Below are 26876 nucleotides of genomic sequence, written 5' to 3'. Positions count from 1 at the left end.
ATCACGCTACGGAAGGAGTAACTCCGAGTGCTAGTAGGTGGAATACAGCTCGCCGACGCGGAGTTCGGTGTCGAGCCGGTTATCCGGGCCGGGCAGGGGGCAGGCCCAGGCCTCGTCATAGGCACACGACGGGTTATAGGCGAAGTTCAGGTCAACGACGAGACGGTCGCCCACCACGCCGAGGTGCGAGCCCTTGACCGTGTCCAGCACATACCGACCGCCGCCGTAGGTGCCGCCTGTTTGTCCGGCCGAACCATCGCGTAGGGGCAGGAACAGCCCACCCCCGTAGGAGGCGAGCCGCCACAGAGCCAGCCGCCCGACGCCGTCGAGCCCCACGGTGCCGAGCCGCTGGAACGCCACGGTCCCGTCCGTCCCGGTGGGGACAGTCATCTCCTCGCCCACGCCGTCGTCGTCGATCACTGCCTCAAACCGGTAGTCCGGCTGGTATCCGGCCACGGCGAGACCGTTGAAGGAGGCGGCCGCCGACGCATCCAGGGGCGACGCGGGATGCGTGGCGAAGAGCCGGTCCCGTCCGGCACGCCACAGGGCGTGCGCCGCCGACGGCGAGTCGGACCGGGCGCTGTCGCGCACCTGGGCGTAGAGGTCGAAAACCTGCTGACGCCAGTCAGCAATCTGGAGGGCTGCGGTAGCTGTAGGCATCATCCAAGCCTACTGGCCGGTGCTGGGGCGCCTGTCACGGAAAGCCAGAAAACAGTTGCCCAGGCGTACTGTGTCATCTGTGACCACCGGCATCTTCCTCATCGTCCTCTTCTCCATCCTGCTCGGCGCCATTGCGCAGCGGATTGCGGGGCTGGGTTTCGCCCTCCTGATCGCGCCGTTCCTGGTCATCCTGCTGGGCCCGCACGAGGGCGTGGTGTTGGTGAACATCTGCGGGGTGGTGTCCTCCACCCTGATTGTTGGGCGGGTTTGGAAGGACATTGACTGGAGCATGTTCCGGTGGATGGTGATCCCCTCGGTTTTTGGGTCGATTCCCGGGTCCATCGCTGCGGTGATGCTGCCGTCCGCGCCCCTGTCGGTGACGGTGGGTGGCGTCGTCCTGGTGGCGCTGTCGGTGTCACTGGTGCTGCAGCGTTCGTCGGTGGTGGTGCGCGGCAATACTCCGAAGGCCATCGCGGGGTTCACTGCTGGACTGACCAACTCCATGGCCGGCGTCGGCGGCCCGGCGGTCAGCGCGTACGCCATGCTGTCCCGCTGGCCGCAACGGCCGTTTGCTGCCACCCTGCAGCCGTTCTTCGTGGTGATTGGCCTGGTCACCCTGGCGGTCAAGCTCAGCCTCGATCCCACTGACGCTCCCGCCCTGCAATGGTGGATGTGGGCTGCGATCGGCGTCGTGATCGTGAGCGGAATTTTCACTGGCGAGAAGCTCTCCCGGTTCATCAAGGACGACCATGCCCGCTTCTTTGTGATTGTGATCGCTTTCCTCGGCGCCGGCGCCGCGCTGGTCAAGGGATTGCTGGATCTTCTCGTCTGACCGATGCTGCGGGTGCCCTTCATCGGGGTGGTTGCACCGCGTCGCTGAACGGTGGAGGCTGCTGCCGGTGGCACCATGGAGGAGATGAAACTTCCACTCCGTATGCCCGGCCGGCGCGCCCTGCCCATGCCCCTGTGGCTGCAGGGTGTATTCGAACTGGCACAGTCAGCAGTGATCTCCGGGCTGCTGATCCTGGTCCCCCTCGCCGCTGTCTGGGTAGCGGGCGGATTCGCTGATCGCACGGCCACCGCGATGCTGCAGCTGGGCGGGCAGGCCTGGCTCCTGATCCACGGAGTGCCGCTGGAGGTGACCTTCGCTTCGGCCGACCCGGACGGGGTGGGAACAACCGGAATTCTCTCCCTGGTGCCGCTGGGGCTCACCCTCATTCCCTTTCTGCTGGCCTGGCGGGCGGGCCGCCGCCTGGCCCGCGCGTCGTACTCCGACCAGTTGTGGCAGGCACTCCTCGGGGCGCTCGGCAGCTACGCCGTCATCGGTGCCGGCGTCGCCTACCTTTGCGCTACTGCGGAGGCAACAGCCCCGTTGGCCGCCGGTGCGCTGATCCCCCTGCTCTCGGCGGGACTGGGGCTGGTGATCGGTGCGTACCGGGAGGCCGGCGAATGGAGCCGGCTGATCGGCGTCGACCGCGCTGCCTGGCTCGCGAAGACCAGCCAGCACTCCCGCTGGGCCGGATCGTATGCCTGGTCGGGTGTCCGGGCCGGTTTTGTGGCGTTGATCGTGTCGCTCGGGTTGTCGGCGCTGCTGCTGGCGGTGACCTTCGGGCTGCGCTGGGCGGAGATGGCGGCCGTGTACCAGCGCCTCGACGCAGGAATTGTCGGTGGAAGCGCGCTGACTCTCGCCCAGCTGGGCTTCCTCCCCAACCTGGTGGTGTGGACCCTCGCCTGGGCGTCCGGCGCCGGGTTCGCACTCGGGTCCGGCAGCGCCATCACCCCGCTGACCACCAGCGCCGGGCCGCTGCCTGCCCTGCCGGTCCTGGGCGCGGTGCCGCCGGGCACCCTTGAGTACGGGCTGGCGGCACTGGCCATACCCGTCCTGGCGGGCCTGCTGGCCGGTTGGTGGTTCTTCAGGGAAGGCGAGAACCACCTCGATGAGTGGCTGGAGACGAAGATGGATGCGCGGTGGTTTACGGCCAGCGTGTCCACGCTGGCCGCCGCTGTGCTGATCGGGGTGACCGCCGGCGTCGCTGCCGGGGTGGTTGCCTGGGTGTCCCGCGCGTCCCTGGGCCTGGGCCGGCTGGTCGATCTGGGGCCCGACCCGTTGTGGGTGGCACTCCTGATTGCCGCGGAGGTGGCCGTCGGCGTCATCGTCGGCTACGCGGCGGGGCCGCTGCTGGAGCGGGAAGGCCGCCGAAAGAGTAGCTAAGGCGCAGAAATGTGGCGTTGCTCAGCAGGGAAGTGGCCGAGCCGCAGCCAAGTGGTGGGGCAACCACTCACGTGCACCGCCGCCACTTTCCTCGGGGGAAGCACAGGAGCCGCCACCTGCCTGCGGTGCCGCTCAGGAGCCCGGGAGCAGGCCGCCCAGGTTGCTGAGCTCGTCTTGGCAGGCGCTCTGCGCGGCGTTGGTCAGAGCGGTGCTCATGCACTCCTCGTAGTCGACGGTCACCGGCCAGAGCGCCACTTGGGCGCCGGTCCCGATGACCAGGAACGCTGTGGCGACGAGCCCGATTACCGTGGTGATGCGGAGCAGCCCCGGGAGCTTGTCCCGTACCGCCCGCACCAGGGCGAAGATTCCCAGCACGAGTGCGGCCAGCCCGAACACCAAGCCGAGGACCTTCCATGGCAGGGGGAGTGTGCCGGTCAGGACGGCGCCGAGCATCGCCAGCAGGAACCACCTGAAGTAGCTGCGCGTCCGGGCCAGCTCTTGTTCCTCGGGGGACCCGGGAGTGGGCGGAGCTGGCTTGGCGGGGCGGGGGCTTTCGGTCATGGTTTAACCCTAGGGTAGAGCGCAGCCTATGGTTGACCCATGCGCATCGTAGTCCTGGTTTCCGGTACCGGATCCAACCTTCAGGCCGTCATCGACGCGGTCAACACCGGCACCCTTGACCTCACTATCGCCGCCGTCGGGGCCGACCGTCCCGGCACCTACGGGGTGGAGCGCTCCACCGCGGCCGGGATCGACGGATTCGTGGTGGACTTCGCGTCATTCGACCAGCGCGCCGACTGGAACGCCGCCCTGACGGAGAAGGTCGCCTCCTATGCCCCGGACTACGTGGTGTCCTCAGGGTTCATGCGAATCGTCGACCAGGGATTCCTCGACGCCTTCCCCAACCGCTACCTCAACACCCACCCGGCCCTGCTGCCCAGCTTCCCCGGTGCCCACGGCGTGCGGGACGCCCTCGCGTACGGGGTCAAGGTGACCGGTTGCACGGTGATGATCGCCGACGCCGGCGTCGACACCGGTCCGATCCTTGCGCAGGCCGCCGTCGAGGTGCTCGACGGCGACACCGAGGACACCCTCCACGAACGCATCAAGGTGAAGGAACGCACGCTCCTCATCGAGACCCTCCGTCGGCTCAGTCAGGAACAGGGCTGAGATGGCGCTGATCGACAACGCCGTCTATGTTAACGGGAAACGGCAGCCTAACCCGAAGTCCCTCGATGAAACCTTCGAGATCATGCGCGCCAACGAGGGCATGGCGTGGATCGGTCTGTACCGGCCCGACGACGACGAGCTCGCCGCCGTCGCCGACGAATTTTCCCTTCACCACCTGGCCGTTGAAGACGCATTGAAGGGTCATCAGCGGTCCAAACTGGAGCGCTACGGGTCAACCCTCTTTGTGGTGCTGCGCCCGGCCCGCTACCTTGATGCGGAGGAGAAGGTGGAGTTCGGGGAGCTCCACGTGTTTGTCGGCGAAGACTTCGTGGTCACCGTCCGGCACGCCGAGTCACCCGATCTGGGGAAGGTGCGCAACCGGCTGGAGGAGAGCCCCGAGCTGCTCGCGGTGGGGCCGGCGGCAGTGCTCTACGCGATCCTCGACGAGGTGGTGGATGAGTATGAGCCGGTGGTGAACGGGCTAGAGAACGACATCGACGAGATTGAGAACGAGCTTTTCGGCGGCGACCCGGGCGTCTCCCGGCGTATTTACGACCTGCACCGCGAGGTGATCGAGTTCCAGCGGGCCACCCAGCCCCTGCAGTTCATGGTGGAGAACCTGCAGCGTGGCTCCGAGAAATATCATCTGGACCCTGAGGTGAACCGCCGGCTGGGCGATGTCCTCGACCACGTAATCCGGCTGATTGAACAGGTCAACACGTTCCGCACCCTGCTGCAGAGCGCCCTGACTGTCCACTCAACGCTGGTGGCGCAACGCCAGAACGAGGAGATGACCCGTCTGACCGAGACGTCGCTGGCCCAGAACGAGGAGGTCAAACGGATCTCGTCCTGGGCTGCGATTCTTTTCGCACCCACCCTGGTGGCCGCCATCTACGGCATGAACTTCGATGTGATGCCCGAATTGCACTGGGCTTTGGGCTACCCGTTCGCCCTGGTGCTGATGGTCGCCACCGGCGTGGGGCTGTACCTCGCGTTTAGACGGAACCGCTGGCTGTAACACGCTATCCGGTGGTCACCAGCTTGGTCGCGTGGTCGTAGGTGAACGTCACAGCCCCACCCGGATGGTCGAGTACCATGTTGCCGCCGCCCCGGACACCACCGGCGCCGTAATTCTCGTCCCAGCTGCGGTTCAGCGCCGCCTTGAATTCGTAGGATCCCGCCGGAAGATCAGCGACTGTTAGTTTCCACAGGGAATCCGCCGGATCCAGGCTGAGCTGCGCCTCGGCACAGTCCGGTAGCCAGTCGCCGTCGCACCCAAGCGAGGCATTGAAGCTACCCGGAACCGAGACAGCCTCCGGTTGAGCCACCTGCCCCGCACCGGCCGTCACGGTTCTGATGTCGCTGGCTACCCCGTCGAGTAGCGCTCGGTACCTGAGTTCGGTGCCGTCGGTGAGCTCCTGCGCGGAGAGGTCATCCACCACCGTGTAGGCGGGGGATGAATCATCCGAACCCAACAGCTGCCAGTCGCCGCCGCTGACACTGCGCTCAAAGTCGACCACGTGGGACGGCTTCTCGGGATCGGCCACCGCGCTTAGGCGTACCTCGCCCTGCACGTTGCTGCCCTCGGCGGGCGACGTGATAGTCACCTTGGGAGCGGGAACCACCGCGGTGCGGGTCGAGCTGGCTGCGGTATGCCCGCCGTTGTCCAGCACCGCGGCCCGGTACTGCACTTCGGTGCCCGGCTCCAGGGCGCTGATGTCGTGGAACACCCGGTACGGGGCGTTGTCGTCGGTGCCGATCGGTGTCCACCCTCCGTTTGCCGTCCGCGCCTCGAAGCTCACCTGGTAGAACGAGGAACCCTCGACGTCGACTCCCACTTCCATCCGGCCGTTGTCATCGGCGGCCGGCACCGGCTCGCGTAAGGCGACGGCGGGCGCCTCGTCGGAGCGGGGAATCCGCCCGGAAGACTGGTAGACCACCGTGGACAGCGCGGGTACCTCAACGGTCAGGCTACCGGTCCGTGAACTCTTCACCTTGCGGTCCGCGTCGCCGTACACCTTCTGGAAGGATTTATCGCCGCCATAAGTGGGGATCTGCGCGGTCTGCGGCTCGGTGCTGTTGTTCAGCGCCACCACATACTCGCGCTGACGTTTCGCATCGATCCGCGAGAACGCGTAGATACCCTGGCCCTCAGCTGCGTAACGGTTCTGGTGGGCGCCGTTGCGCAGCGCCGGGTGCTTTTCGGTGATCGCAGCGAGTTCACTGATCTTCTGGTAGAGCGGATGCCCGGTAGTGAAGTTGTCGGTGGCGTGTGTGGCATCAGTTCCCAGCAGATCGTCGTCCAGGTAGTCCGGCACCTGGCTGGCGAACAGGGTCTGCCGCGCGTCCTGGTCACCTCCCGGGCCGGTGAAGCCCTGCTCATCCCCGGAGTAGATCACCGGGTTGCCCCGGGAGAAATACATCAGCTCATGGGCGAGCTCACTACGGTCGAGCCACTGCGCGTCCCCGGCGTCGGGGTTGTCGGCGGTGATGAAGCCGCCGATCCTGCCCATGTCGTGGTTGCCCAGGAAGGTGGGCAATGAGTAGGCGTTCGAATCCGCGTCGGTGTACCAGTCGTCCCCGACGAAGAACTCCCCGAGCGCCGTGGCGTCAGTTCCCCGTGACGCGAAATTTCGCGCCGCTTCCTGGAACGGAAAGTCCAGCACCGACTGCATCTTGTTGCGGGTGGTGAACTGGGAGGTGAAGCTTTTGGTGGTGTCGAACACCTCGCCGAACATGAAGAACTCCTCCTTGCCCTCGTCGTTGGCAAATTGCAAGACATCGGGGCCGAACTCCTGCCAGAACTCGTCGTTGACGTGCTTCATGGTGTCGATCCGGAAGCCGTCGACGCCGAAATCGGCAATCCACGTCTGGTAAATATCCTTCATACCGTCCACCACCGTGGGGTGCTCGGTGAAAAGGTCGTCGAGGCCGAAGAAATCCCCGTAGAAGGAATCCTCCCCAGCAAAGGTGGTGTCGCCGCGGTTGTGATAGAGCGCCGGGTCGTTGAGCCAGGCCGGCACCTTGAGCGTCTCCTCGCCCGGTTCGAGTACCGGGCTGTACGGAAACGACGACGCCGGGTCCAGCTCGGGAAAGGTCCCGGTGCCAGCGAAGTCCCGGTCATCGAAGGTGTCACCGTCGGCCGTGGTGTAGGGCGCCGCATCCTTGGAGACGTAGGGCATCCGGGCGCCCTCGTCATAGCCGATCACGTCAGCGGTGTGGTTGGTGATGATGTCGAAATACACTTTCATGTCTCGGCTGTGTGCTTCGTCGATGAGCGCTTTGAGATCGTCGTTACTGCCAAGGTGGGGGTCAATCTGGGTGAAATCGGTAATCCAGTACCCGTGATAGCCCGCCGAGTTGTCCTCGGGTTGGACCGCCTTGTTCTTGAAACTTGGAGTCAGCCAGATGGACGTGGTGCCGAGGCCTTCGATGTAGTCGATCTGATCCAGCAGACCGGCCAGGTCGCCGCCATTGTAAAACCCCTTCCGGGTGGGATCGAAACCCGACACCATCGGATCGGACCCGAGTCCGCCGTCGTCGTTGGCTGCATCCCCGTTGGCGAAACGGTCCGCCATCACGAAATAGAAGTTCTCGTCGGTTACGGGCCCGCGCACCGAGTGCAGGCCCCGGGGGGAGTCTGAGCTGGCGGGCCTGGCCTGGGTGGGGGCGGCGGCAGTACCCGCCGCAAGGAGAGTTGCGAGGGCGACGGCGGTGGCGCGGCGGGCGAACATATAAACCTCCGGGTTGACTGATCCTCATTTAGCGTGGGTCACGTCACACCCGGTGTCAATGCTTGGCTAGCCGTCCGTCAACGCCTTGCCGCGCGTTTCCGGCGCGTTGAATGCCATCCACAGCACCGCCACCAGCACCAGTAGGCCGGTCGCGGCGAAGGTGAGCGGCAGTCCCAACACGGGCCACAGCAGCGAACCGAAAATCAGCGGCACCAGCCCTGCTCCTACCCTGGACACTGTGGACGCCCAGCCGAATCCTGACGCGCGCAACTCGGTGGGGTACAGCTCCGACACGTAGGTGTACAGCACAGGGATGGCGACCTGGATCAGGAACCCGAACAGCAGCAGCCAGGCGGTCGCAACCGCGGGCAGCTCGACCGTCAGGGCGAAGATCACCAGGACGACGGCGGACAGCGGCCCCGAGACGGCGAGGATCCATTTGCGCCCCACCCGCTCCACCAGCAGCGCAGCGGCGACAACGCCGAAAAACCCTACCGCTGTCATCCCGGCAGTGGTGAGGAAGGCAACCGACTGTTTGTAGCCTGCCTGCACCAGAATCTGGGGCATCCAGGTGAGCGCGCCGTAGTAGACCAGGAGGATGCTCAGGAACAGACCCCATGCGGCGAGGGTGATCCGCCAGTCGAACCGCCACAGTGCGGGGAGCTGCCCTGAGATTGAGCCGATGGACAGTTTCGGCGCTTCGGCAGGGTTGGGAAGTCGCCACGCCGTGCGGGGAACACCGGTGCGGTCCACCAGGTCGTTGATCACGGCCTCAGCCTCGGTCCGCCGGCCCTTCTGGACCAGGAAGAGCGGGGATTCCGGCACCGACCGTCGGACCCAGAACACCAGCAGAGCCGGCAGCACCATGACGAGCATGAGGTAACGCCAGTCACCGAAGGCAGTCATCAGCAGGGCCGAGACCACCCCGCACAGGGCAGCCCCGATCGGCCACCAGGCGTCCATCGCGGTGAGCACGCGGCCCCGGTGTTTTCGTGGCGTGAACTCACCCACCAGGGCGTAGTCCACCGGTATGCAGCCGCCCAGCCCGAACCCGGCCATGAACCTGAAGACGCAGAACCAAATGAAGTCGGGAGAAAACGCGCCGAGCACGGTGAAGATGGAGAAGATCAGCAGGGTGAGAGTGAAGGCGCGTTTCCGGCCGATGATGTCAGCTATGGACCCCCACGCGAACGCGCCGATGGCCATGCCGATCAGGTTGGACGTCGCCACCCAAGCGGCTTCGCCCGGCGCCAGGTCCCAGTAGTCCGACAGCAGGGGGATCAGATACCCGTTGAGGGTGACGTCCCAGGCATCGAACATAAAGCCGAGGCCGCCAATGAGGAAAATCTTCCCCTGCACCCTCCAGCGCCACGGCAGTTCCTGCACCACCTGGTTTCCGGTGGGTAGTTCGGTTTCGGTGCTCACGGGGAAACTGTACCGCCGGACCATCGCGTCCCCCGAAATTCGTGGATCGATTTCACCAAACCCGGGCTTCGCGTCAACCAACCCAACGCATCGGGTCAGCGCCCATAACGGTTCTCACGCCGGATCCCGGTCATTGGTAGTGACCCGGCCCAGGGTTTGGGTGGGCCCGGTGTCCTAGACTGAAGACGACCCCACCCGCAGCGAAAATCCTGGAGCCACCGCGTGAGCCTAAACCACCTCGACCAAGTTCCCATCCGCCGGGCCCTGATCTCGGTGTACGACAAGACGGGGCTCGAGGAGCTGGCCATGGGTCTGCACCGTGCCGGCGTCAGCATCGTCTCCACCGGATCCACCGCCCAGCGCATCGCCGCCGCAGGGGTCCCCGTCACCGAGGTGTCCGAGCTGACCGGCTTCCAGGAGTGCCTCGACGGTCGGGTCAAGACACTGCACCCGATGGTGCACGCCGGAATTCTTGCGGACCGTCGCCGCGAAGACCACGTCGAACAGCTTCGGCAGCTCGAGGTGGAGCCGTTCGACCTGGTGGTGGTGAACCTGTACCCCTTCGTGGACACGGTGAAATCCGGTGCGGCGGAGGACGACGTCGTCGAGCAGATCGACATTGGCGGACCGGCCATGGTGCGCTCCGCGGCGAAGAACCACCCCTCGGTGGCCATCGTGGTGGACCCGGCGCGGTACGGCGACGTGGTGGCGGCTGCCGACGCCGGCGGTTTCGACCTCAGTGCACGACGCCGGCTGGCCGCGCTCGCGTTCTCCCACACCGCCGCGTATGACAACGCGGTCGCCGCCTGGACGGCCTCGCAGTTTGGTGACGGCACCACCGACGGCGATTCGTGGCCGGCCTACGCCGGTATCGCACTCGAACGCTCCGAGGTGCTGCGCTACGGCGAAAACCCGCACCAGGACGCCGCCCTGTACGTGGAGCAGGGTGCCACGCCTGGCATCGCCCAGGCCGATCAGCTGCACGGCAAGGCGATGAGCTACAACAACTACGTCGACGCCGATGCTGCCCTCCGCGCCGCCTTCGACTTCGACCGCCCCGCAGTCGCCATCATCAAACACGCCAACCCGTGCGGCGTCGCGGTCGGTGCCACCGACGCCGCGGACCCGATTGCTGACGCGTACTCCAAGGCGCACGCCTGCGACCCGGTGTCGGCCTTCGGCGGTGTCATCGCTGCCAACCGGACGGTCACCGCCGCCATGGCCACCGCAGTGAAGGACGTCTTCACCGAGGTGGTCATTGCCCCCGACTTCGATCCCGAGGCAGTGGCCATCCTGTCCGCCAAAAAGAACATCCGCCTGCTGACTCTGCCGGAGGGCTACCGTCGGGACCCGGCGGAGATCCGGCAGGTGTCCGGCGGAGTGCTGGTGCAGTTGGCCGACACCGTTCAGGCCGACGGCGACGCACCAGAAACCTGGACCCTCGCCGCGGGACCAGCCGCCGATGAGCGCACCCTCGCGGACCTCGCGTTCGCATGGACCGCCTGCCGGGCGGCGAAATCCAACGCCATCCTTCTTGCTGACGGCGGAGCTGCCGTGGGCGTCGGCATGGGCCAGGTCAACCGGGTCGATTCCTGCAAGCTCGCCGTCGAACGGGCCAACACCCTGGCCGGCGATGGAGTCACCCGGTCGCGTGGTGCGGTGGCGGCGTCGGACGCGTTCTTCCCCTTCGCCGACGGGCTGCAGATCCTGCTCGACGCCGGGGTACGCGCCGTGGTGCAGCCGGGCGGGTCGGTGCGGGACCAGGAAGTGGTGGACGCGGCGACAGCGGCAGGGATTACCATGTACTTCACCGGAACCCGGCACTTCTTTCACTAGCCGGCCCAACAGAGACGGCGGCAGGGCCCATGGAGATCGCTTCGATTCTTACCCTTGCGGCGGGGATGGCGTTGATTGGTTCGGCGTTCGCGCGGGGAGTGTCACCGGGAACCCGGATGATCTCAGCCTTCCTTGGCCTGGCCGTGGCACTGTTCGCCGTCCTGACGTTGTTCCTCGGCAGCACGCCGGGGGTATTCCTGTGGATTATTGCCGGCGTGTTTGCGATCAGGAACTTCCGCGCAGCGAGCCGGCGCCAGACGAAGGTGGACGCCGGACTGGATCCGGTGCGACACCCCAATCTGGCTGACCTGCGCCCCCTGAACCTGCCCGCCTGGGCGCCGCAGGTCCCCGGGATGACCCGCCCCGGAATACAAGGGTTGCCCGCCGCACTGACGCCGAAAGCCTTCCGGGGGCAGGCGGCGTCGTACCCCACTGCCGGCCAGGCACCCGGCCATAACTCGGCGCCGGATACCCGGGGGTTGCGCCCAGCACCGGCCACCGATCGGTGGGGCAAACCCATACCGCCCGGTTCCATGATGGATCGCTGGGGAAATATTGTGCCGTCCGAGGGACTGGATCCGCTCTAGCCCCATTTAGGGCACCAATAGTGGCCTGTGGCATAGTTGGGCAGGATAAAACCAGTACAAATCGCGGGCCGAGCTGCGTCCATCACAAGGCTGCCGGCCCACCATCGCAAGGAGACCGTGTGGCTGACGCGCCAGCAACAAAAATCAAGGTAAAGGGTTCAGTAGTCGAACTCGACGGCGACGAGATGACCCGGATTATCTGGCAGTTCATCAAGGACCGCCTGATCAACCCGTACCTGGATATCGACCTCAAGTACTACGACCTCTCCATCCAGAACCGCGACGCCACCGATGACCAGGTCACCATCGACGCCGCCAACGCCATCAAAGAGCACGGTGTCGGCGTCAAATGCGCCACGATCACCCCCGATGAGGCCCGCGTCGAAGAATTCGGTCTGAAGAAGATGTGGGTTTCGCCCAACGGCACCATCCGCAACATCCTCGGCGGCGTCGTCTTCCGCGAACCGATCATCATCTCCAACATCCCGCGCCTGGTGCCGGGCTGGAACAAGCCCATCATCATCGGCCGCCACGCCCACGGCGACCAGTACAAGTCCACCAACTTCAAGGTGCCGGGCCCCGGCAAGGTCACCATGATGTTCGAGCCAGCCGACGGCTCCGAGCCCATGAAGTTCGACGTCGTCACCATGCCTGAAGAGGGCGGCGTGGCCATGGGCATGTACAACTTCAACGAGTCGATCCGCGACTTCGCCCGGGCGTCCTTCGCCTACGGCCTGCAGCGCGAATACCCGGTGTACCTGTCCACCAAGAACACCATCCTGAAGGCCTACGACGGCCAGTTCAAGGACCTCTTCCAGGAAGTGTTCGACGCCGAATTCAAGGACCAGTTCGAAGCAGCCGGCCTCACTTACGAGCACCGCCTGATCGACGACATGGTGGCCTCCGCCATGAAGTGGGAAGGCGGCTACGTCTGGGCCTGCAAGAACTACGACGGCGACGTCCAATCCGATACCGTCGCCCAGGGCTTCGGCTCGCTGGGTCTGATGACCTCAGTGCTGATGACCCCGGACGGCAAGACCGTCGAGGCCGAAGCTGCCCACGGCACCGTGACCCGTCACTTCCGCCAGCACGAGCAGGGAAAGCCCACCTCCACGAACCCGATCGCGTCGATCTTTGCCTGGACCCGTGGGCTGATGCACCGCGGCAAGCTGGACAACACACCCGAGGTCATTACGTTCGCTGAAACCCTCGAGGACGTAGTCATCAAGACCGTCGAATCCGGCCACATGACCAAGGACCTCGCGGCCCTCGTCGGACCCAACCAGGCGTACCAGACCACCGAGGAATTCCTGGCGACCCTCGATGACAACCTGAAAGCACGCCTGAGCTAGTACCTGCTTGGACAGGCACGCGTAGACAGACGCAGAGAGACCCGGCAGAATCCGCCGGGTCTCTCTGCGTCTGGCCCACCGCGCCCGGACTACTCGCCGTCGTCGTTGGCGTAACGCAGCCCGAGCTGATCCCTGACCCCGTCAAGGAGTCGCATGGTGTTCAACGTGTCCGCCCACGGCATGGTGGGGCTTTCCGTGAGTCCCTGCTGGATGCAGCGGGTCGTCTCGCGCAGCTCATAGACGTAGCCGCGGCCTGCCTGCTCAAAGGTTTCCACCCGCTGCTCGCCCTGGTGCGGCTGGATGGTCAGCTCCCGCGGGTTGTGGAGCACCGACCCGGTCCGCAACCAGCCCGCTGAACCTGACACGGTGGCCTGGCCGGGGCCGGATGCCACCAATGACGACGTCAGCTGGGCCTGCGCCCCGCTCCGGTACGTCAGGGTGAGACCGTTCTGGGTGTCGATGCCGTCGTCGTTCAGGACCCCTGTCGCCGTCACCGCCGAGGGGAAGCCAAGCGCCCCGAGCGCCCAGGTCAGCGGGTAGACCGTGAGGTCGAGCAACGCTCCGCCGCCCGCGGCCGGGTCCCACAGCCGGTGGTCTCGCCCGTGGTCGGAGGGGAAGCCAAGATCGGCCTGCACCCACTGGATGTCGCCCAGTTCACCGGAGTGGATGATCTCCCAGGCCCGGTTGACGCTCGGCAGGAAGCGGCTCCAGAGGGCCTCCATCAGGAAGAGGTTGTTCGCCCGGGCCAGATCGATCAGCTCCGCAGCCTCCCGCGCGTTCACGGTGAACGCCTTCTCGCACAATACGTGCTTCCCCGACTCGAGGGCAGCCCTGGCCACCGCATAGTGCTGGGCGTGGGGTGTCGCAATGTAGACGACGTCGACGTCGGGATTGTTGAAGAGCTGCTGGTATCCGGTGACGCCGTCGGCGTCGTGGTAGTTGGTGGCGAATCCGAACTCTTCAGCGAAGGCCTGGGCGGACGCCTCCGTTCGGGAGCTGACCGCCTGCAGCACGCTGTCCTCAAGCCCAGCGATGTCGTGGGTGACATTGCCGGCGATGCGACCGGTGGCCACGACGCCCCAGCGCAGCGGGTCGCCGGTGGCAGCGAACGGATCGGCGGCGCCGGGCGCGGCGCAGGGTGGTCGGGGGATCTGCTGCACAGGATGAAGGGAGGTCATCGTCCCATCTTTGCCTGCCTGCAGACAAAAAAGTAGCCCGACCCACTGGGGGCCGGGCTACTCAAACGATCTGGTTACTCGTTGACGATCTCGGACAGCGTGGGATCGTTCTCGTAGGCCGCGGCAGCGTTCTCTGCGGTGACGATCTGTGGTTCCAGCAGGTACGCGGGAACAACCTTGACGCCGTTGTCGTAGGAGTCGGGATCGTTGATCTCGAGTTCCTCGCCTGCGCCAAGCCCCTGAACCATTTCAATGGAGTGGGTGACGAGGGCGCGGGTGTCCTTGTTAATGGTGGAGTACTGCTCGCCGGCCATGATGGAGCGAACCGATTCAACCTCGGAGTCCTGTCCGGTGACGATGGGCAGGTCCTTGCCGCTGGCCTGGACCGAGGTCAGGATGGCGCGGGCCAGGGTGTCGTTGGGGGAGAGGACGCCGTCCAGTTCCTCGGAACCGTAGGTACCGGTGAGCAGGGTGTCCATGCGGGTCTGCGCGTTTCCGGCTTCCCAGCCCTGGGTGACGGCCTGGTTGAATTCGGTCTGGCCGGAGGTGACGACGACGTTGCCGGATTCGATCTCTGGCTCGAGGATGCTCATCGCACCGTCGAAGAAGACCTGGGCGTTGGCGTCATCGGGGGAACCGGCGAACAGCTCAATGTTGTAGGGGCCTTCGCCCCGCTCAGCCATGCCGTCAAGCAGTGCCTGGCCCTGCAGCTCGCCAACCTGGAAATTGTCGTAGGCCACGTAGTAGTCGACGTCTTCCGTGTTGGTCAGCAACCGGTCATATGCGATAACGGTGATGCCGGCTTCTTTCGCCTGGGCCAGCTGGGTTCCCAGCTGCGCGCCGTCAATCGCCCCGACGATCAGGACTTCCACGCCGTTGGTGATCATTGAGCTGATCTGGTTCTGCTGCTCGGAAACGCCACCGTTGGCGAACTGAACGTCGGGGTCGTATCCGGCCTCGGTCAGACCATCGTTGAACAGCCCCTCAGCGAGGACCCAGTTTTCCGACGTCTTCTGGGGCAGTGCAACACCGATCGCTGCGCCCTCCTCGAATCCGCCTTCTCCTTCGGTTTCGGTCCCGGCATCGCGGCCGCAACCAGAGATGGCCAGTGCTGAAATCGCGGCGATTGCCGCTAGTGATCGTGCGTACTTACGCATTACTGCTCCTTTTGTGGACTAAGTAACTAACTGCTGAAGTGTTGGTTTGGGGGTTTAGCGGGCCGAGACGTCATTGGAAATGACCGTCTCGGTGGCTGTCGGCAGTTCAGGTTTCCCCTTGTTGCCGAAATTCTTCATGATCATGCCCGTGATGGAGGGCTTGCCCTGGCTCTTGTTGTAGACGTCGAAGGCGACGGCGACCAACAACACGAGCCCCTTGATGATCTGCGTCAGGTCGGCGCCGACCCCGAGCAGTTGCAGGCCGTTGTTCAGGACAGCCATGACGAGCCCGCCAATGACTGACCCCACGACCGTTCCCACACCGCCGGTAACAGCGGCGCCGCCAATGAAGACTGCGGCAATGGCATCGAGTTCCCAGCCGGTGCCGTCGAACGGGCCTGACGCTGTGGACCGTCCCACGAAGATCATGCCGGCCAGCGCCGCCAGGATGGACATGTTCATCATGACGAGGAAATCGACACGACGGCTGCGGACACCCGACAGTTTGGCGGCGTGGCGGTTGCCACCGACCGCGTACACGTGGCGGCCGACAATGGTCTTGGTGGAGATGAAGCCGTAGATGATGACGAGCGCGCCGAGGATCAGCCCGGGGACGGGGAACGAGGTGCCGGGGTTGCCGGTGGCGAACAGGTAGGTCGCGTACAGAATGACAGCTGACAGGAGCGACATTTTGACAACGGAGACCCAGACGGGGGGCGCTTCGGCACCGATCTTGGCGAACCGGCGGCGGGTACGGACCTCGTTGTAGATCACCGCTGCAATGAGGGCGAACCCAAGCAGCAGGGTCAGGTTGTTGTACCCGAGGTCTGGTCCGATTTCCGGCAGGTACCCGGCGCCGATAAACCGGAACTCCTGGGGGACTGGGACAGTGTTGGACTGGCCGACGAACTGGTTGGCGCCGCGGAACAGCAGCATCCCGGCCAGGGTGACAATGAAGGCCGGAATGCCGATATACGCCACCCAGAAGCCTTGCCACGCCCCAATCAGCGCGCCCAGGAGCAGCCCGACGACGATCCCCAGGTACCAGGGGAAGTCCCAGTCCCTCATTACCAGGGCGACGACGATCCCGGCGAACGCCGCAATGGATCCGACCGACAGGTCGATGTGCCCGGCAATGATTACCAGCACCATACCGATCGCGAGGATCAGGATGTACGAGTTGCCATTGAAGAGGTTCATCATATTGCCGGAGGTGAGGGTCTTCCCGCCGGTCGTGATCTGGAAGAAGACGACCAGGGCGAGCAGGGCGAAGATCATCCCGAACTGCCGTGTATCGCCGCCAAAGATTTGTTTGAGGGAGGTCATGGGGTGCGTCCTAAAAGCTAGGCAGTCTTCCTGCGGGCGGTCATAAGTTTCATCAACGATTCCTGGTCGGCTTCGCCACGGGCCAGCTCGCCTGTGATGGCTCCCTCGAAGATGGTGTAGATACGGTCTGAGATACCCAGCAGTTCAGGCAACTCCGAGGAGATGACGATGACGCCCTTGCCCTGATTGGCTAGTTCCTGGATGATCCCGTAGATCTCGTACTTGGCTCCCACGTCGATCCCGCGGGTGGGTTCGTCGAGGATCAACAGGTCTGGGTCGGTGAACATCCATTTGGCGAGGACCACCTTCTGCTGGTTACCGCCCGAGAGTTTAGCGACACCTTCGTTAACCGATGGCGTCTTGGTCCTCAGCGACTTACGGTACTTTTCGGCAACGACGAATTCCTGGTCGTTGTCCACTACCAGCCCGCGGGTGATCTTCTTGAGCGCTGCGGACACGGTGGTGGTCTTGATGTCGTCCAGCAGGTTCAGCCCGAGGGATTTCCTGTCTTCTGTGACATAGGCCAGGCCGTGGTTGATGGCCGACGGCACCGACTTGAGGGTGACGAGTTCGCCGTCCTTGTAGATCTCGCCGGAGATGAAATTTCCGTAGGACCGTCCGAAGATGGAGCGGGCCAACTCGGTACGTCCCGCACCCATCAGGCCAGCAAAACCCACGATTTCGCCGCGCCGCACCTTGAAGCTGGAGTCCTTGCAGACCATCCGGTCGGCGACAGCCGGGTGGCCGACCGTCCAGTTGCGGACCTCGAAGAAGGTTTCGCCAATCTGTGGCGTGTGGTCGGGGAACCGTGATTCCAGTGACCGCCCCACCATGCCCCGGATAATCCGGTCCTCGTCGACGCCGTCGTTTTTCACATGGAGCGTCTCGATGGTCCTACCGTCGCGGATGATGGTGATGGAGTCAGCAATCTGTTCAATCTCGTTGAGCTTGTGCGAGATCATGATGCAGGTGATGCCCTTGGAGCGGAGACCGGCCATGAGGTCGAGCAGGTGCTGCGAGTCGGATTCGTTGAGCGCTGCCGTGGGCTCGTCCAGGATCAGCAGCTTCACCGACTTGCTGAGGGCCTTGGCAATCTCGACGAGCTGCTGCTTGCCGACGCCGATGTCCTTGACCGGGGTGTTGGCCTCCTCGCGCAGACCCACCCTGGCCATCAGCTCGAGGGTCTGGGCGTTCACCGAGTCCCAGTCGATGACTCCGCGTTTACCGGGTTCGTTGCCCAGGAAGATGTTCTCGGCAATGGAGAGCTCGGGGATCAGGGCGAGTTCCTGGTGGATGATCACAATGCCAGCAGCCTCGCTGGACCGGATGTCCTTGAATTCCACCTCTTCGCCCTGGAAGATGATGGCGCCGTCGTAGGTTCCGTGGGGGTACAGCCCGGAAAGGACCTTCATCAGAGTGGATTTTCCGGCACCGTTTTCGCCGCAGATGGCGTGGATTTCGCCGGCCTCGACGGTGATGGAAACCTGGTCGAGGGCTTTGACGCCCGGGAATTCTTTGGTGATGGAACGCATTTCCAGGATCTTGTGATGTTCCATACGCATCCTCCCGAGTGGCGGCATTGGCTCTCCCTGACCATGACTGGTCAGAATAGGAAGTTAACCCCGTCCGGCATGTTGGAGTCAAGTCTTGAACACAAAACGTCTTTTATTGGTAGCTAAACGTTATGTAGGTGAGGCTGCGAGAGGACGACGGCGGCACCGCCAAGTGCTTCGGTGCGGTCACCGAGGGCTGACATGAGCACCGCAGTTGACTCGCCCACGACGGGTACCGCGTGGCGGATAAGGCCGCGGCGGATGGGTTCGAGCAGGATGTCGTCCAGCCTGGTCAGCGGTCCACCGATCACCACAAGCTCCGGGTTGATCAGGTTTGCCACGTTGGCGACCGCCTTCCCCAGGGCGAGGCCGGCGTCGTCAATCACGCGGAGCGCAGTGGTGTCTCCGGCCAGCGCGAGGTCCACGAGTTCATCGACGGTAATTGGCCCTTCAGCGCGGCGGCTGAGGAGGTCCACCATGGTGCTGGTTGAGGCGACTGTCTCCAGGCAGCCGCGGTTTCCGCACCGGCAGACCAGACCATGCTCGACGATGGTGCTGTGGCCCAGTTCGCCGGTGATGCCAACGTGGCCGTAGTAGACCGAGCCGCCAAAGATCAGCCCGGCACCGATGCCCGAGCCGACCTTGAGGAACATTAGGTTCTCGATCGCCCCGTGCGGCCCCCAGGTAACCTGGGCGAGGGCACCAAGATTCGCGTCGTTGTCAATGAAGACGGGAAATCCGAGGCGTTCGCCGAAGGTGGCGAGGATGTTGATCCCTACCCACTCGGGGAGGATAGCGCCCTGCACCACGGTCCCGGTGCGGCGGTCGATGGGGCCGGGTATCCCTACCCCGGCGCCGAGCACCGACGCGCGGGTGGTGCCGGCTTGCAGGAGAAGCTGGTCGAGGAGGCGTTCGGCGGCGTCGAGCCCTTCCTGGGCGCAATGTCCCAGCGGCAGGGCGGTCGCCTCATCCTGCATCACCTGATAGTTCAGCCCCGCGAGGACCACCCGGACATGGCGGCGGCCGATGTCGATGCCCACCGCAAGCGAACCATTGTCGTTGAGGATAACCAGGAGGGCCCGACGTCCCGAGCTGGTGGTGGGTGTGGTGGTGGCAAGGCCGGCGTAGACCATCGCCTTAACGATGTTGGAGACCGTTGCGGTGGAGAGCCCGGTCTGCCGTGCCAGCTCCGCCTGCGTCTGCGGACCAGTGGCGAGGACACTGACGATCCGCTGCTGGTTGCGCTGCCGAAGAGCCGACTGGGAACCCGGGCTTGGAGGATTCCCGTCGAAGTCACGCTTGGTCTTCGGGCGTCCTACGGGCATGTACTACAGCGTGCTACATGGTCACCTTGTAGTCAAGAAGTTAACGCTTGACGGTGGGATTCGGCCAACACTTGATAGGACGCAGCGTTTTGCCTGACCTTCTCAAACTCGCTGTCCGTCAGTTCCCGTCTGACCTTCGCTGGCACACCGGCGACGAGCGAGCGGGGTGGGACCTGCATGCCTTCCAGGACAAGCGCACCCGCAGCCACCAGCGACCCGGCGCCAATGACGGCGCCGTTCATGACGGTGGCGCTCATGCCGATGAGGCAGTCGTCGCCGATGGTGCAGCCGTGGACCACCGCGGTGTGGCCGATGCTGACCCGGTCGCCGACCGTCGTCGGGAAGTCCGGGTCCGCGTGGATGACCACGTTGTCCTGCAGGTTGGTGCCGTCGCCCACGCGGATGGCTGCGGTGTCACCGCGGACTGACACGCCGTAGAAAGCGCTGGAGTCCGCGCCGAGGACCACGTCCCCGATGATCGACGCCGTCGGTGCAACGAAGCAGGAGTCGCTGATGGTGGGAGTTTTGCCGAAGATTTCAATGATGTGGGCCATGGACCTCAGCCTAGCTGGCTGGGTCAGCGGTGCCACTGCGGTGAGCAATCTGGACTGAGGGGTCGGCCTGGACATCGGTGGCGGAAAGGTTGACCACCGATGTCCGGGTTCCTCACCGGAATAGCGACGTGCGTGACAGGACCCGGCTGGAGCCCGTTGGATCCGGGTTGGTGACGGGGTTTGTCCACATACTGGCGACGACGCCCCACCAATCGGTGCGATTCGGCTTGGCTGGCCCCATGACCAGGATTATCTCCACGACCGACCGTCCCTTCGACGAGGCATGGCCACGGCAGCTGTCACAACGTTCGACAGCGGGTGAGCTGCTTCGGATTCGGCACGGGTGCTATGTCGAAGCGGCGAGTTGGTCGGAGCTCGACGACGAGGCCCGCTACCTGGTCAAACTGGACGCGGTCGACCGGACAGCAAAGCTGGCACCGGTTTTTGGTGGCGAGTCGGCGGGCGTGCTGTGGGGGTTGCCCCGGCCAGCTCTGCCAGCCGGTATTCACGTGGTTGTCCCGATCGGGAGTGGGCGGCGGAGCGCCAACGGGGTGAAGCGGCTGGCGCGGGGTCCGACCAATCTCGAACCAGTCCGATTCGGTCGCCGTTTCGTGACGGGGAAGGTTGCGACCGCCGTCGAGCTGGCACTGAGGTTCGACTTTCCTTGGGCTGTGGCAGTGATGGACCGGCTACTGAACACCAAACCGCTTGCCCCTGAGTCGAACGCCCGGCCAGCCACCAGGGATGAAGTGGCGCACCGGATCGGGCTGCTCCCCACCGGTCCTCAACGACGACGGGCTACCAAAGTGCTGGACTTTGCCGACGGACGCGCCATGTACCCGGGCGAATCGCTGAGCCGCGTCTACATGGCGCAGCTAGGCTTCCCTGTCCCGGAGCTTCAGCATGAGGTGGTGGATCACACTGGCAAGTCCGCGTGGACTGACTTCTATTGGAAGGACCAGGGACTGGTGGGGGAGTTCGACGGTCGGGGTAAATACCTCAAACCGGAGTACCTGCAGGGCCGGACACCGGCACAGGCAGTCATCGACGAAAAGTTGCGCGAAGACCGGATCCGTTCCACCGGGCTGCGGGTGGTGCGGTGGGACTGGGAAACCGCTGTGTCCCCGCCGAGGCTTAGAGCCGAGTTGCTGCAGGCAGGGCTGCCGTGCCGTCCGGCCAAGCCTCGACGGCTGCTTTCCATCAGCTAGCTGGCTCCCCCCGGTGAGCAACCCGGACTGAGGAGGTCAACCTGGACATCGGTGGTGGAAATGTCGGCCACCGATGTCCAGATTGCTCACCAAAACGGAGTGGGGCCCGGGCCGGAGTGGGGGTGGGTTGGGTGGTGGGGGTGGGCGGCGCAGGCGGAACCTAGGGAAAGTCGGCTAACACGCGGGGTCAGTTGAAGACGATGGTCCGGCCGCCGTCAAGCAGGACCCGATGCTCGGCGTGCCACTGCACCGCCTGGGTGAGGGTGCGGCCCTCGACGTCGCGCCCGATCGCCACGAACTGCTCGGCCGAGCGCGCGTGATCCACCCGGATGACCTCCTGCTCGATGATCGGGCCCTCATCCAGGGCAGGGGTCACATAGTGGGCCGTCGCCCCGATCAGCTTCACACCTCGGGTATGCGCCTGATGGTACGGCTTGGCCCCCTTGAAGGAGGGCAGGAACGAGTGGTGGATGTTGATGGCCCGTCCCACCAGCTCCGAGCACAGCCCATCGCTGAGGATCTGCATGTACCGGGCGAGGACCACCAGCTCAATGTCGTGTTCGGCGATGACGTCGCGCAGGGCATCCTCGGCCGTGTCCCGGGTATCGGGGGTGACCGGGATGTGGTGGAACGGGATGCCGTAGAACGCGGCGAGGTCTGCCAGTTCGGTGTGGTTGGAGACGATCGCCGGAATCTCGATCGGCAGGGTTCCCGACCGCTGCTGGAACAGCAGGTCGTTGAGGCAGTGCGCCGACTTCGAGGCGAGGATCAGCGTGCGGGCCGGGGCACCGTCGTCGTGCAGTGCCCAGGTCATGCCGAACGCCCCGGCGACCGGAGTGAGGTGGGCTTCCAACGATGCCCGCGGCGCGGAGGTACTCATGGCTACCCGCATGAAAAACGTCCCGGTATCAGGGCTTCCATACTGCTGGGATTCGGTGATGTTGCAGCCCGAGCTCACCAGCGCGCCGGCCACCGCGTGGACAATGCCGGGTTGGTCGTCGCAGGAGAGGGTCAGGATGAAGGAGGAGGTAGTCACAAATCAAGCGTACTTCGAATGAAAGGCCCCTCAGGATAGACTCGGACGTGCCGCGACTGGCGTCAGGTGGGTCACCATCAGGAAGCGGCATGCATCGTCATCATCGGTCTGTTCCACACCACGTGTTCAGGGACCTACCGACGACGACGGCGCGCAGCGCCGACCACGGATCGCACGCCTGGGACGTCTGGTCAAGAATTTGCTCGATGATGCTTCAGCGTGGCCGAATATCGGAGCCGGATGGAGCACCCAGCGAGTAACCTGACCTGTAGAAACGCATCCCCACCCAGGAGTTCACCGTGACAACTTCGCCCCTGTCCGCCACCGGATCCGCTACGTCAGCGGTCACCAACGCGCCCCTCTCCGAGATCGACCCGGAGATCGCAGCAGTCCTGACCGACGAGCTCGCCCGGCAGCGCGACACCCTCGAAATGATCGCCTCCGAAAACTTCGCCCCGCGCGCAGTCCTTCAGGCCCAGGGATCGGTCCTGACCAACAAGTACGCCGAGGGTTACCCCGGCCGCCGCTACTACGGCGGCTGCGAGCACGTCGACGTCGCTGAGTCCCTCGCCATAGAAAGGGTCAAGGCCCTGTTCGGGGCGGAGTTCGCCAACGTGCAGCCACACTCAGGCGCCCAGGCCAACGCTGCGGCGCTCGCCGCGATGATCAAGCCCGGCGACAAGATTATGGGCCTCTCCCTGGCCCACGGCGGCCACCTGACCCACGGCATGAAGCTGAACTTTTCCGGCAAGCTCTACGAGGTTGCCGCCTACGGCGTCGAGGAAGACACCCACCGCCTCGACATGGACAAGGTCCGAGCCCAGGCCATCACCGAGAAGCCCCAGGTCATCATCGCCGGCTGGTCCGCCTACCCCCGGCAGCTCGACTTCGCCGCGTTCCGGTCCATCGCCGACGAAGTGGGCGCGCTCCTCTGGACCGACATGGCCCACTTCGCCGGACTCGTCGCAGCAGGCCTGCACCCCAGTCCCGTGCCGCACTCCGACGTCGTCACCTCCACGGTGCACAAGACCCTCGCCGGCCCCCGCTCGGGTGTCATCCTGGCGAAGCAGGAGTGGGCCAAGAAGCTCAACTCGGCCGTGTTCCCGGGCCAGCAGGGCGGTCCGCTGATGCACGTGATCGCGGCGAAAGCGACAGCGTTCAAGATCGCCGGGTCACCCGAATTCAAGGAACGCCAGGAGCGGGTCCTTGAGGGTGCCCGGATCATCGCCGAGCGGCTGACCGCAGCCGACGTCAGCGAACACGGCGTCTCGGTCCTCACCGGGGGTACCGACGTGCACCTGGTCCTGGTTGACCTCAGGGCCTCGCAGCTCGACGGGCAGCAGGCCGAGGACCTGCTGCACTCGATCGGCATCACCGTCAACCGCAACGCGGTTCCCTTCGACCCACGCCCGCCGATGGTCACCTCCGGACTGCGCATCGGCACCCCGGCACTGGCCACCCGCGGGTTCGGCGCGACGGAGTTCACCGAGGTTGCGGACATCATCGCCACCGCGCTCAAGCCAGGCGCCGACGCCGCCGCACTCCGCGCCCGGGTGCTGGCACTCACCGCCGACTTCCCGCTTTACCCCGACCACGAGCAGTGGTAGAAGACCTCCCGGAAGGGGCGCTCGCCTCCGCGGCCGCAGCCTCGGCCGACTACGACATCCCCACCAACGAATGCTGCTTCACCGGCTGCTGTGACCGCGGCAAAGCATTCGTCCTTGAGCAACTGGAAGCTGGCATCATCATATGAGCCCCACACCGAACCAGACCGCACAGATCCTCGACGGGAAAAAGACCGCCGCCGCCATCCGTTCCGAGCTCGCCACCCGCATCAGCGCACTCAAGGAACGCGGCATCACCCCCGGCCTCGGCACCGTCCTGGTGGGTGACGATCCCGGCAGCCACTCCTACGTCGCCGGAAAGCACCGCGACTGCGAGCAGGTCGGTATCACCTCGGTCCGCCGGGACCTGCCCGCGGACATCTCGCAGGCTGACCTTGAGAAGGTCATCGACGAACTGAACGACGACGACGCCACCACCGGCTACATCGTGCAGCTCCCCCTCCCGAAGCACCTCGACGCGAACGCCATCCTCGAGCGGATGGTCCCGGAGAAGGACGCCGACGGACTGCACCCGGTCAACCTCGGCAAACTGGTCCTGAACGTGGGTGCGCCCCTGGACTCGCCGCTGCCCTGCACGCCGCACGGCATTGTCGAGCTGCTCCGCCGGCACGGCATCACCCTGGAGGGCAAGAACGTCCTTGTGGTGGGCCGCGGGATCACCGTCGGACGCCCCCTCGGTCTGCTCCTGACCCGCCGCGACATCAACGCCACGGTCACCCTGGCCCACACCGGGACCGTTGACCTGCCGTCCCTGCTGCGCCAGGCCGACGTCGTCGTCGCGGCAGCCGGGTTCCCGGGCATGATCAAGGCGGCGGACCTGAAGGCTGAAGCGATCGTGCTCGACGTCGGCGTCACCCGGGTGGAAGACCCGGCGACCGGCAAAGCGAAACTGACGGGCGACGTCGAACCGGCAGCCGCCTCAACCGTCGCCTGGCTTTCGCCCAACCCGGGTGGCGTGGGACCAATGACCCGCGCCATGCTGCTCTCCAACGTGGTGGAGGCCGCCGAGCGTCAGGCCGGGATCGCCGTCGGGCAGTAGACGTCGGGCAGGATGCTGACTCCGCTCCTCACCATGGCGCGGTTGGCTTTTGCCAATGGGTCATATCCTCTAGGCTGAGCAGGTGCCGAACTCAACGACCCGCGACTACGTCATCTCCGCCAAAAATCTCACCAAGCACTATGGTGATTTCGCCGCGGTCGACGACATCTCCTTCGATGTGCCGGCCGGTGAATCCTTTGGCCTGCTCGGGCCCAACGGTGCCGGTAAGTCCACCACGATGCGGATGATCGGGGGCGTGTCGCAGCGCACCTCGGGGTCGCTGACCATCATGGGCCTCGACCCTGAACAGCATGGGCCGCAGGTGCGGGCCCACCTCGGGGTGGTCCCGCAGCAGGACAACCTCGACGAGGAGCTCCGGGTCAGGGATAACCTCCTCGTCTACGGACGGTATTTCGGTTTGCCGCTGAGCTACCTCAAACCCAAGGCTGATGAACTCCTCGAGTTCGCCCAGCTGACCGACAAGGCCAAATCCAAGGTGGACTCACTCTCCGGCGGGATGAAGCGGCGGCTCACCATCGCCCGGTCCCTGATCAACGAACCGAAAATCCTGCTCCTCGACGAGCCCACCACCGGCCTCGACCCGCAGGCACGCCACATCCTCTGGGACCGGCTGTTCCGGTTGAAGGAATCGGGGGTCACCCTGATCCTCACCACCCACTACATGGACGAGGCCGAACAGCTGTGTGACCGGCTCGTGGTCGTGGACAAGGGCAAGATCATGGCCGAGGGGTCGCCCGCCCAGTTGATCCGCGAGCACTCCACCAGGGAGGTGCTTGAACTCCGGTTCGGGTCCGAGCGCAACACCACGGTCGCGGCCGAACTCCAGGGCATCGGCGACCGGCTGGAACCCCTGCCCGACCGCGTCCTCATCTACACGCACGACGGCGAAGCCGCCCTCGAGCAGGTCGCCGCCCGTGGCCTGCATCCCATCACCTCGCTGGTCCGGCGCTCCTCCCTGGAGGACGTCTTCCTGCGCCTGACCGGGAGGAGCCTCGTTGACTGATCCCATCGACACGCCCGCTGCCGTCAGCAGGACCACGACGACGACGCCCCCGCTGCGGGCCCACTCACCGCAGGTTTCCGCCGAGCGTGCCCAGCGGTTCGGCTCCTGGTACTACGCCGAGCATGCCCTCCGGGTGATGAACGGGTATCGCTGGACCCTGATCGCCTACAGCGTCGGCAACCCGGTAATGTACCTGTTCGCCATGGGGGTTGGACTGGCCACCCTCGTGGACCAGAACAGCGCCGACGCCTTCGGCGGGGTCAGCTACCTCGCTTTCATCGCCCCCGCACTGCTCGCGTCGGCAACGATCATGACCGCCGCCACCGAGTTCACCTACCCGGTGATGGACGGATTCAAATGGCGGCGGGTCTACTACGGTCCGCACGCCTCCCCGCTCGGGGTGCACCAGATCGTCAACGGCTACATCATTGCGATCACGCTGCGGCTGATCCTGATGAGCGCCATCTACTTTGGGATCGTCGCAGCGTTCGGCGCCTCGCCGTCGCCCTGGGGGTGGGCGGCCGTCCTGGTGGCGGTGCTGTGCGGGCTCGCTTTCGGGCTGCCGCTGATGGCCTATTCGGCCAGTGTGCAGGAGGACAAGGGCCAGTTCGCGCTGGTGATGCGGTTCCTCGTCACACCGATGTTCCTGTTCTCCGGCACCTTCTTCCCACTCGACACGCTGCCGATCTACCTGCAGTGGATCGGGTGGATCTCCCCGCTCTGGCACGGCACCGAACTGGGCCGCATGCTGACGTACGGCTACCCGGTTCCGGCCTGGCTGGCAGTGATTCACCTGGCGTATCTGGCGGTACTCGCCGTCCTCGGCTGGCGCCTCGCCCGCCGCACCTATACACGGAGGTTGGGAAAGTGACCGA

The 26876-nt window shown here is 65.1% G+C and carries 24 protein-coding genes; 13 read left to right on the top strand and 11 right to left on the bottom strand.

Annotation, left to right across the window (positions count from 1 at the left end):
- Nucleotides 1-30: 30 nt before the first annotated feature.
- Entirely contained in the window at nucleotides 31-663 is a 633-nt protein-coding gene (locus IWX62_RS07900; protein ID WP_196840813.1) for a DUF1684 domain-containing protein, read from the bottom strand.
- A 76-nt stretch (nucleotides 664-739) separates the two neighbouring features.
- Here IWX62_RS07900 and IWX62_RS07895 point away from each other — a divergent pair, with 76 nt between their 5' ends.
- Together IWX62_RS07895 and IWX62_RS07890 are read left to right on the top strand one after the other, a co-directional pair.
- Nucleotides 740-1492: a sulfite exporter TauE/SafE family protein gene (locus tag IWX62_RS07895; protein WP_333483281.1), complete on the top strand. Its 753-nt coding sequence runs from the start codon at nucleotides 740-742 to the stop codon at nucleotides 1490-1492.
- Nucleotides 1493-1576: 84 nt separating this feature from the next.
- Nucleotides 1577-2872 (top strand): cell division protein PerM, encoded by a 1296-nt coding sequence (locus IWX62_RS07890; protein WP_196840811.1) that lies wholly within the window; start codon nucleotides 1577-1579, stop codon nucleotides 2870-2872.
- Nucleotides 2873-3004: 132 nt separating this feature from the next.
- Here IWX62_RS07890 and IWX62_RS07885 read toward each other — a convergent pair whose 3' ends face one another.
- Complete coding sequence (locus IWX62_RS07885) at nucleotides 3005-3433, bottom strand: hypothetical protein (protein WP_196840810.1); 429 nt, start codon at nucleotides 3431-3433, stop codon at nucleotides 3005-3007.
- Nucleotides 3434-3472: 39 nt separating this feature from the next.
- Between IWX62_RS07885 and purN the strand changes: the two genes are divergently transcribed.
- Together purN and IWX62_RS07875 are read left to right on the top strand one after the other, a co-directional pair.
- Nucleotides 3473-4042, top strand: a complete 570-nt coding sequence (gene purN, locus IWX62_RS07880) for a phosphoribosylglycinamide formyltransferase (RefSeq protein ID WP_196840809.1) — start codon at nucleotides 3473-3475, stop codon at nucleotides 4040-4042.
- A 1-nt stretch (nucleotide 4043) separates the two neighbouring features.
- Nucleotides 4044-5060: a magnesium and cobalt transport protein CorA gene (locus IWX62_RS07875; RefSeq protein WP_196840808.1), complete on the top strand. Its 1017-nt coding sequence runs from the start codon at nucleotides 4044-4046 to the stop codon at nucleotides 5058-5060.
- Nucleotides 5061-5064: 4 nt separating this feature from the next.
- Here the strand turns inward: IWX62_RS07875 and IWX62_RS07870 are convergent, their stop codons facing one another.
- Together IWX62_RS07870 and IWX62_RS07865 are read right to left on the bottom strand one after the other, a co-directional pair.
- Entirely contained in the window at nucleotides 5065-7776 is a 2712-nt protein-coding gene (locus IWX62_RS07870; RefSeq protein ID WP_196840807.1) for an alpha-amylase family glycosyl hydrolase, read from the bottom strand.
- Between the two features lie 66 nt (nucleotides 7777-7842).
- Entirely contained in the window at nucleotides 7843-9201 is a 1359-nt protein-coding gene (locus IWX62_RS07865) for an MFS transporter (protein ID WP_196840806.1), read from the bottom strand.
- 222 nt (nucleotides 9202-9423) lie between these two features.
- On the opposite strand from IWX62_RS07865, the gene purH reads away from it, so the two are divergent.
- The 3 genes from purH (at nucleotide 9424) to IWX62_RS07850 (ending at nucleotide 12976) form a co-directional block, all read left to right on the top strand.
- A complete protein-coding gene (gene purH / locus IWX62_RS07860) occupies nucleotides 9424-11037 on the top strand; it encodes a bifunctional phosphoribosylaminoimidazolecarboxamide formyltransferase/IMP cyclohydrolase (protein ID WP_196840805.1) in 1614 nt (537 codons plus the stop codon).
- A gap of 29 nt (nucleotides 11038-11066) precedes the next feature.
- Complete coding sequence (locus tag IWX62_RS07855) at nucleotides 11067-11624, top strand: hypothetical protein (RefSeq protein WP_196840804.1); 558 nt, start codon at nucleotides 11067-11069, stop codon at nucleotides 11622-11624.
- A 119-nt stretch (nucleotides 11625-11743) separates the two neighbouring features.
- On the top strand, nucleotides 11744-12976 hold the full coding sequence (locus IWX62_RS07850; protein WP_196840803.1) for an NADP-dependent isocitrate dehydrogenase: 1233 nt from the start codon (nucleotides 11744-11746) through the stop codon (nucleotides 12974-12976).
- A gap of 89 nt (nucleotides 12977-13065) precedes the next feature.
- On the opposite strand, the gene IWX62_RS07845 is transcribed toward IWX62_RS07850, so the two are convergent.
- The 6 genes from IWX62_RS07845 to IWX62_RS07820 form a co-directional block, all read right to left on the bottom strand.
- A complete protein-coding gene (locus tag IWX62_RS07845) occupies nucleotides 13066-14154 on the bottom strand; it encodes a Gfo/Idh/MocA family protein (protein ID WP_196840802.1) in 1089 nt (362 codons plus the stop codon).
- A gap of 74 nt (nucleotides 14155-14228) precedes the next feature.
- Nucleotides 14229-15311 carry a substrate-binding domain-containing protein gene (locus IWX62_RS07840; protein ID WP_196840801.1) on the bottom strand — a complete coding sequence of 361 codons (1083 nt, stop codon included), beginning with the start codon at nucleotides 15309-15311 and terminating at the stop codon, nucleotides 14229-14231.
- A gap of 54 nt (nucleotides 15312-15365) precedes the next feature.
- Nucleotides 15366-16637 (bottom strand): multiple monosaccharide ABC transporter permease, encoded by a 1272-nt coding sequence (mmsB, locus tag IWX62_RS07835; protein ID WP_196840800.1) that lies wholly within the window; start codon nucleotides 16635-16637, stop codon nucleotides 15366-15368.
- 17 nt (nucleotides 16638-16654) lie between these two features.
- Nucleotides 16655-18193 carry a multiple monosaccharide ABC transporter ATP-binding protein gene (gene mmsA / locus IWX62_RS07830; RefSeq protein ID WP_196840799.1) on the bottom strand — a complete coding sequence of 513 codons (1539 nt, stop codon included), beginning with the start codon at nucleotides 18191-18193 and terminating at the stop codon, nucleotides 16655-16657.
- A gap of 119 nt (nucleotides 18194-18312) precedes the next feature.
- A complete protein-coding gene (locus tag IWX62_RS07825) occupies nucleotides 18313-19515 on the bottom strand; it encodes an ROK family transcriptional regulator (protein ID WP_196840798.1) in 1203 nt (400 codons plus the stop codon).
- A gap of 32 nt (nucleotides 19516-19547) precedes the next feature.
- Nucleotides 19548-20069: a gamma carbonic anhydrase family protein gene (locus IWX62_RS07820; protein ID WP_196840797.1), complete on the bottom strand. Its 522-nt coding sequence runs from the start codon at nucleotides 20067-20069 to the stop codon at nucleotides 19548-19550.
- A gap of 239 nt (nucleotides 20070-20308) precedes the next feature.
- Here IWX62_RS07820 and IWX62_RS07815 point away from each other — a divergent pair, with 239 nt between their 5' ends.
- Nucleotides 20309-21277, top strand: a complete 969-nt coding sequence (locus tag IWX62_RS07815; RefSeq protein WP_196840796.1) for a hypothetical protein — start codon at nucleotides 20309-20311, stop codon at nucleotides 21275-21277.
- Between the two features lie 187 nt (nucleotides 21278-21464).
- Here the strand turns inward: IWX62_RS07815 and purU are convergent, their stop codons facing one another.
- Nucleotides 21465-22313, bottom strand: a complete 849-nt coding sequence (gene purU / locus IWX62_RS07810; RefSeq protein WP_196840795.1) for a formyltetrahydrofolate deformylase — start codon at nucleotides 22311-22313, stop codon at nucleotides 21465-21467.
- A 299-nt stretch (nucleotides 22314-22612) separates the two neighbouring features.
- Between purU and glyA the strand changes: the two genes are divergently transcribed.
- The 5 genes from glyA (at nucleotide 22613) to IWX62_RS07785 (ending at nucleotide 26872) form a co-directional block, all read left to right on the top strand.
- The gene (gene glyA, locus IWX62_RS07805) at nucleotides 22613-23920 is read left to right on the top strand and encodes a serine hydroxymethyltransferase (RefSeq protein ID WP_442859247.1); all 1308 of its coding nucleotides are present in this window, start codon (nucleotides 22613-22615) and stop codon (nucleotides 23918-23920) included.
- Nucleotides 23914-24066 (top strand): hypothetical protein, encoded by a 153-nt coding sequence (locus IWX62_RS07800; RefSeq protein ID WP_196840794.1) that lies wholly within the window; start codon nucleotides 23914-23916, stop codon nucleotides 24064-24066. Before glyA ends, IWX62_RS07800 begins: the two co-directional genes overlap by 7 nt.
- Nucleotides 24063-24977, top strand: coding sequence for a bifunctional methylenetetrahydrofolate dehydrogenase/methenyltetrahydrofolate cyclohydrolase (locus tag IWX62_RS07795; RefSeq protein WP_196840793.1), 915 nt, complete (start codon nucleotides 24063-24065; stop codon nucleotides 24975-24977). The genes IWX62_RS07800 and IWX62_RS07795 overlap by 4 nt, the downstream gene beginning before the upstream one ends.
- A gap of 82 nt (nucleotides 24978-25059) precedes the next feature.
- On the top strand, nucleotides 25060-26001 hold the full coding sequence (locus IWX62_RS07790) for an ABC transporter ATP-binding protein (protein WP_196840792.1): 942 nt from the start codon (nucleotides 25060-25062) through the stop codon (nucleotides 25999-26001).
- The gene (locus IWX62_RS07785) at nucleotides 25994-26872 is read left to right on the top strand and encodes an ABC transporter permease (protein WP_333483280.1); all 879 of its coding nucleotides are present in this window, start codon (nucleotides 25994-25996) and stop codon (nucleotides 26870-26872) included. The genes IWX62_RS07790 and IWX62_RS07785 overlap by 8 nt, the downstream gene beginning before the upstream one ends.
- Nucleotides 26873-26876 lie beyond the last annotated feature (4 nt).

Origin of the sequence: Arthrobacter sp. CAN_A1, from assembly GCF_015751665.1 — a bacterium.
Lineage (GTDB): Bacteria > Actinomycetota > Actinomycetes > Actinomycetales > Micrococcaceae > Arthrobacter_D.
Note: the sequence above shows the minus strand (reverse complement) of the source record. Positions and strands in the feature narration are given on the sequence as shown.

What these genes read in the sequence shown, in the direction of transcription:
- IWX62_RS07900 (WP_196840813.1), bottom strand. Translation starts at nt 663, where the DNA reads ATGATGCCTACAGCTACCGCAGCCCTCCAGATTGCTGACTGGCGTCAG.
- IWX62_RS07890 (WP_196840811.1), top strand. Translation starts at nt 1,577, where the DNA reads ATGAAACTTCCACTCCGTATGCCCGGCCGGCGCGCCCTGCCCATGCCC.
- IWX62_RS07885 (WP_196840810.1), bottom strand. Translation starts at nt 3,433, where the DNA reads ATGACCGAAAGCCCCCGCCCCGCCAAGCCAGCTCCGCCCACTCCCGGG.
- purN (WP_196840809.1), top strand. Translation starts at nt 3,473, where the DNA reads ATGCGCATCGTAGTCCTGGTTTCCGGTACCGGATCCAACCTTCAGGCC.
- IWX62_RS07875 (WP_196840808.1), top strand. Translation starts at nt 4,044, where the DNA reads ATGGCGCTGATCGACAACGCCGTCTATGTTAACGGGAAACGGCAGCCT.
- IWX62_RS07870 (WP_196840807.1), bottom strand. Translation starts at nt 7,776, where the DNA reads ATGTTCGCCCGCCGCGCCACCGCCGTCGCCCTCGCAACTCTCCTTGCG.
- IWX62_RS07855 (WP_196840804.1), top strand. Translation starts at nt 11,067, where the DNA reads ATGGAGATCGCTTCGATTCTTACCCTTGCGGCGGGGATGGCGTTGATT.
- IWX62_RS07845 (WP_196840802.1), bottom strand. Translation starts at nt 14,154, where the DNA reads ATGACCTCCCTTCATCCTGTGCAGCAGATCCCCCGACCACCCTGCGCC.
- IWX62_RS07840 (WP_196840801.1), bottom strand. Translation starts at nt 15,311, where the DNA reads ATGCGTAAGTACGCACGATCACTAGCGGCAATCGCCGCGATTTCAGCA.
- mmsB (WP_196840800.1), bottom strand. Translation starts at nt 16,637, where the DNA reads ATGACCTCCCTCAAACAAATCTTTGGCGGCGATACACGGCAGTTCGGG.
- mmsA (WP_196840799.1), bottom strand. Translation starts at nt 18,193, where the DNA reads ATGGAACATCACAAGATCCTGGAAATGCGTTCCATCACCAAAGAATTC.
- IWX62_RS07825 (WP_196840798.1), bottom strand. Translation starts at nt 19,515, where the DNA reads ATGCCCGTAGGACGCCCGAAGACCAAGCGTGACTTCGACGGGAATCCT.
- IWX62_RS07820 (WP_196840797.1), bottom strand. Translation starts at nt 20,069, where the DNA reads ATGGCCCACATCATTGAAATCTTCGGCAAAACTCCCACCATCAGCGAC.
- IWX62_RS07815 (WP_196840796.1), top strand. Translation starts at nt 20,309, where the DNA reads ATGACCAGGATTATCTCCACGACCGACCGTCCCTTCGACGAGGCATGG.
- IWX62_RS07795 (WP_196840793.1), top strand. Translation starts at nt 24,063, where the DNA reads ATGAGCCCCACACCGAACCAGACCGCACAGATCCTCGACGGGAAAAAG.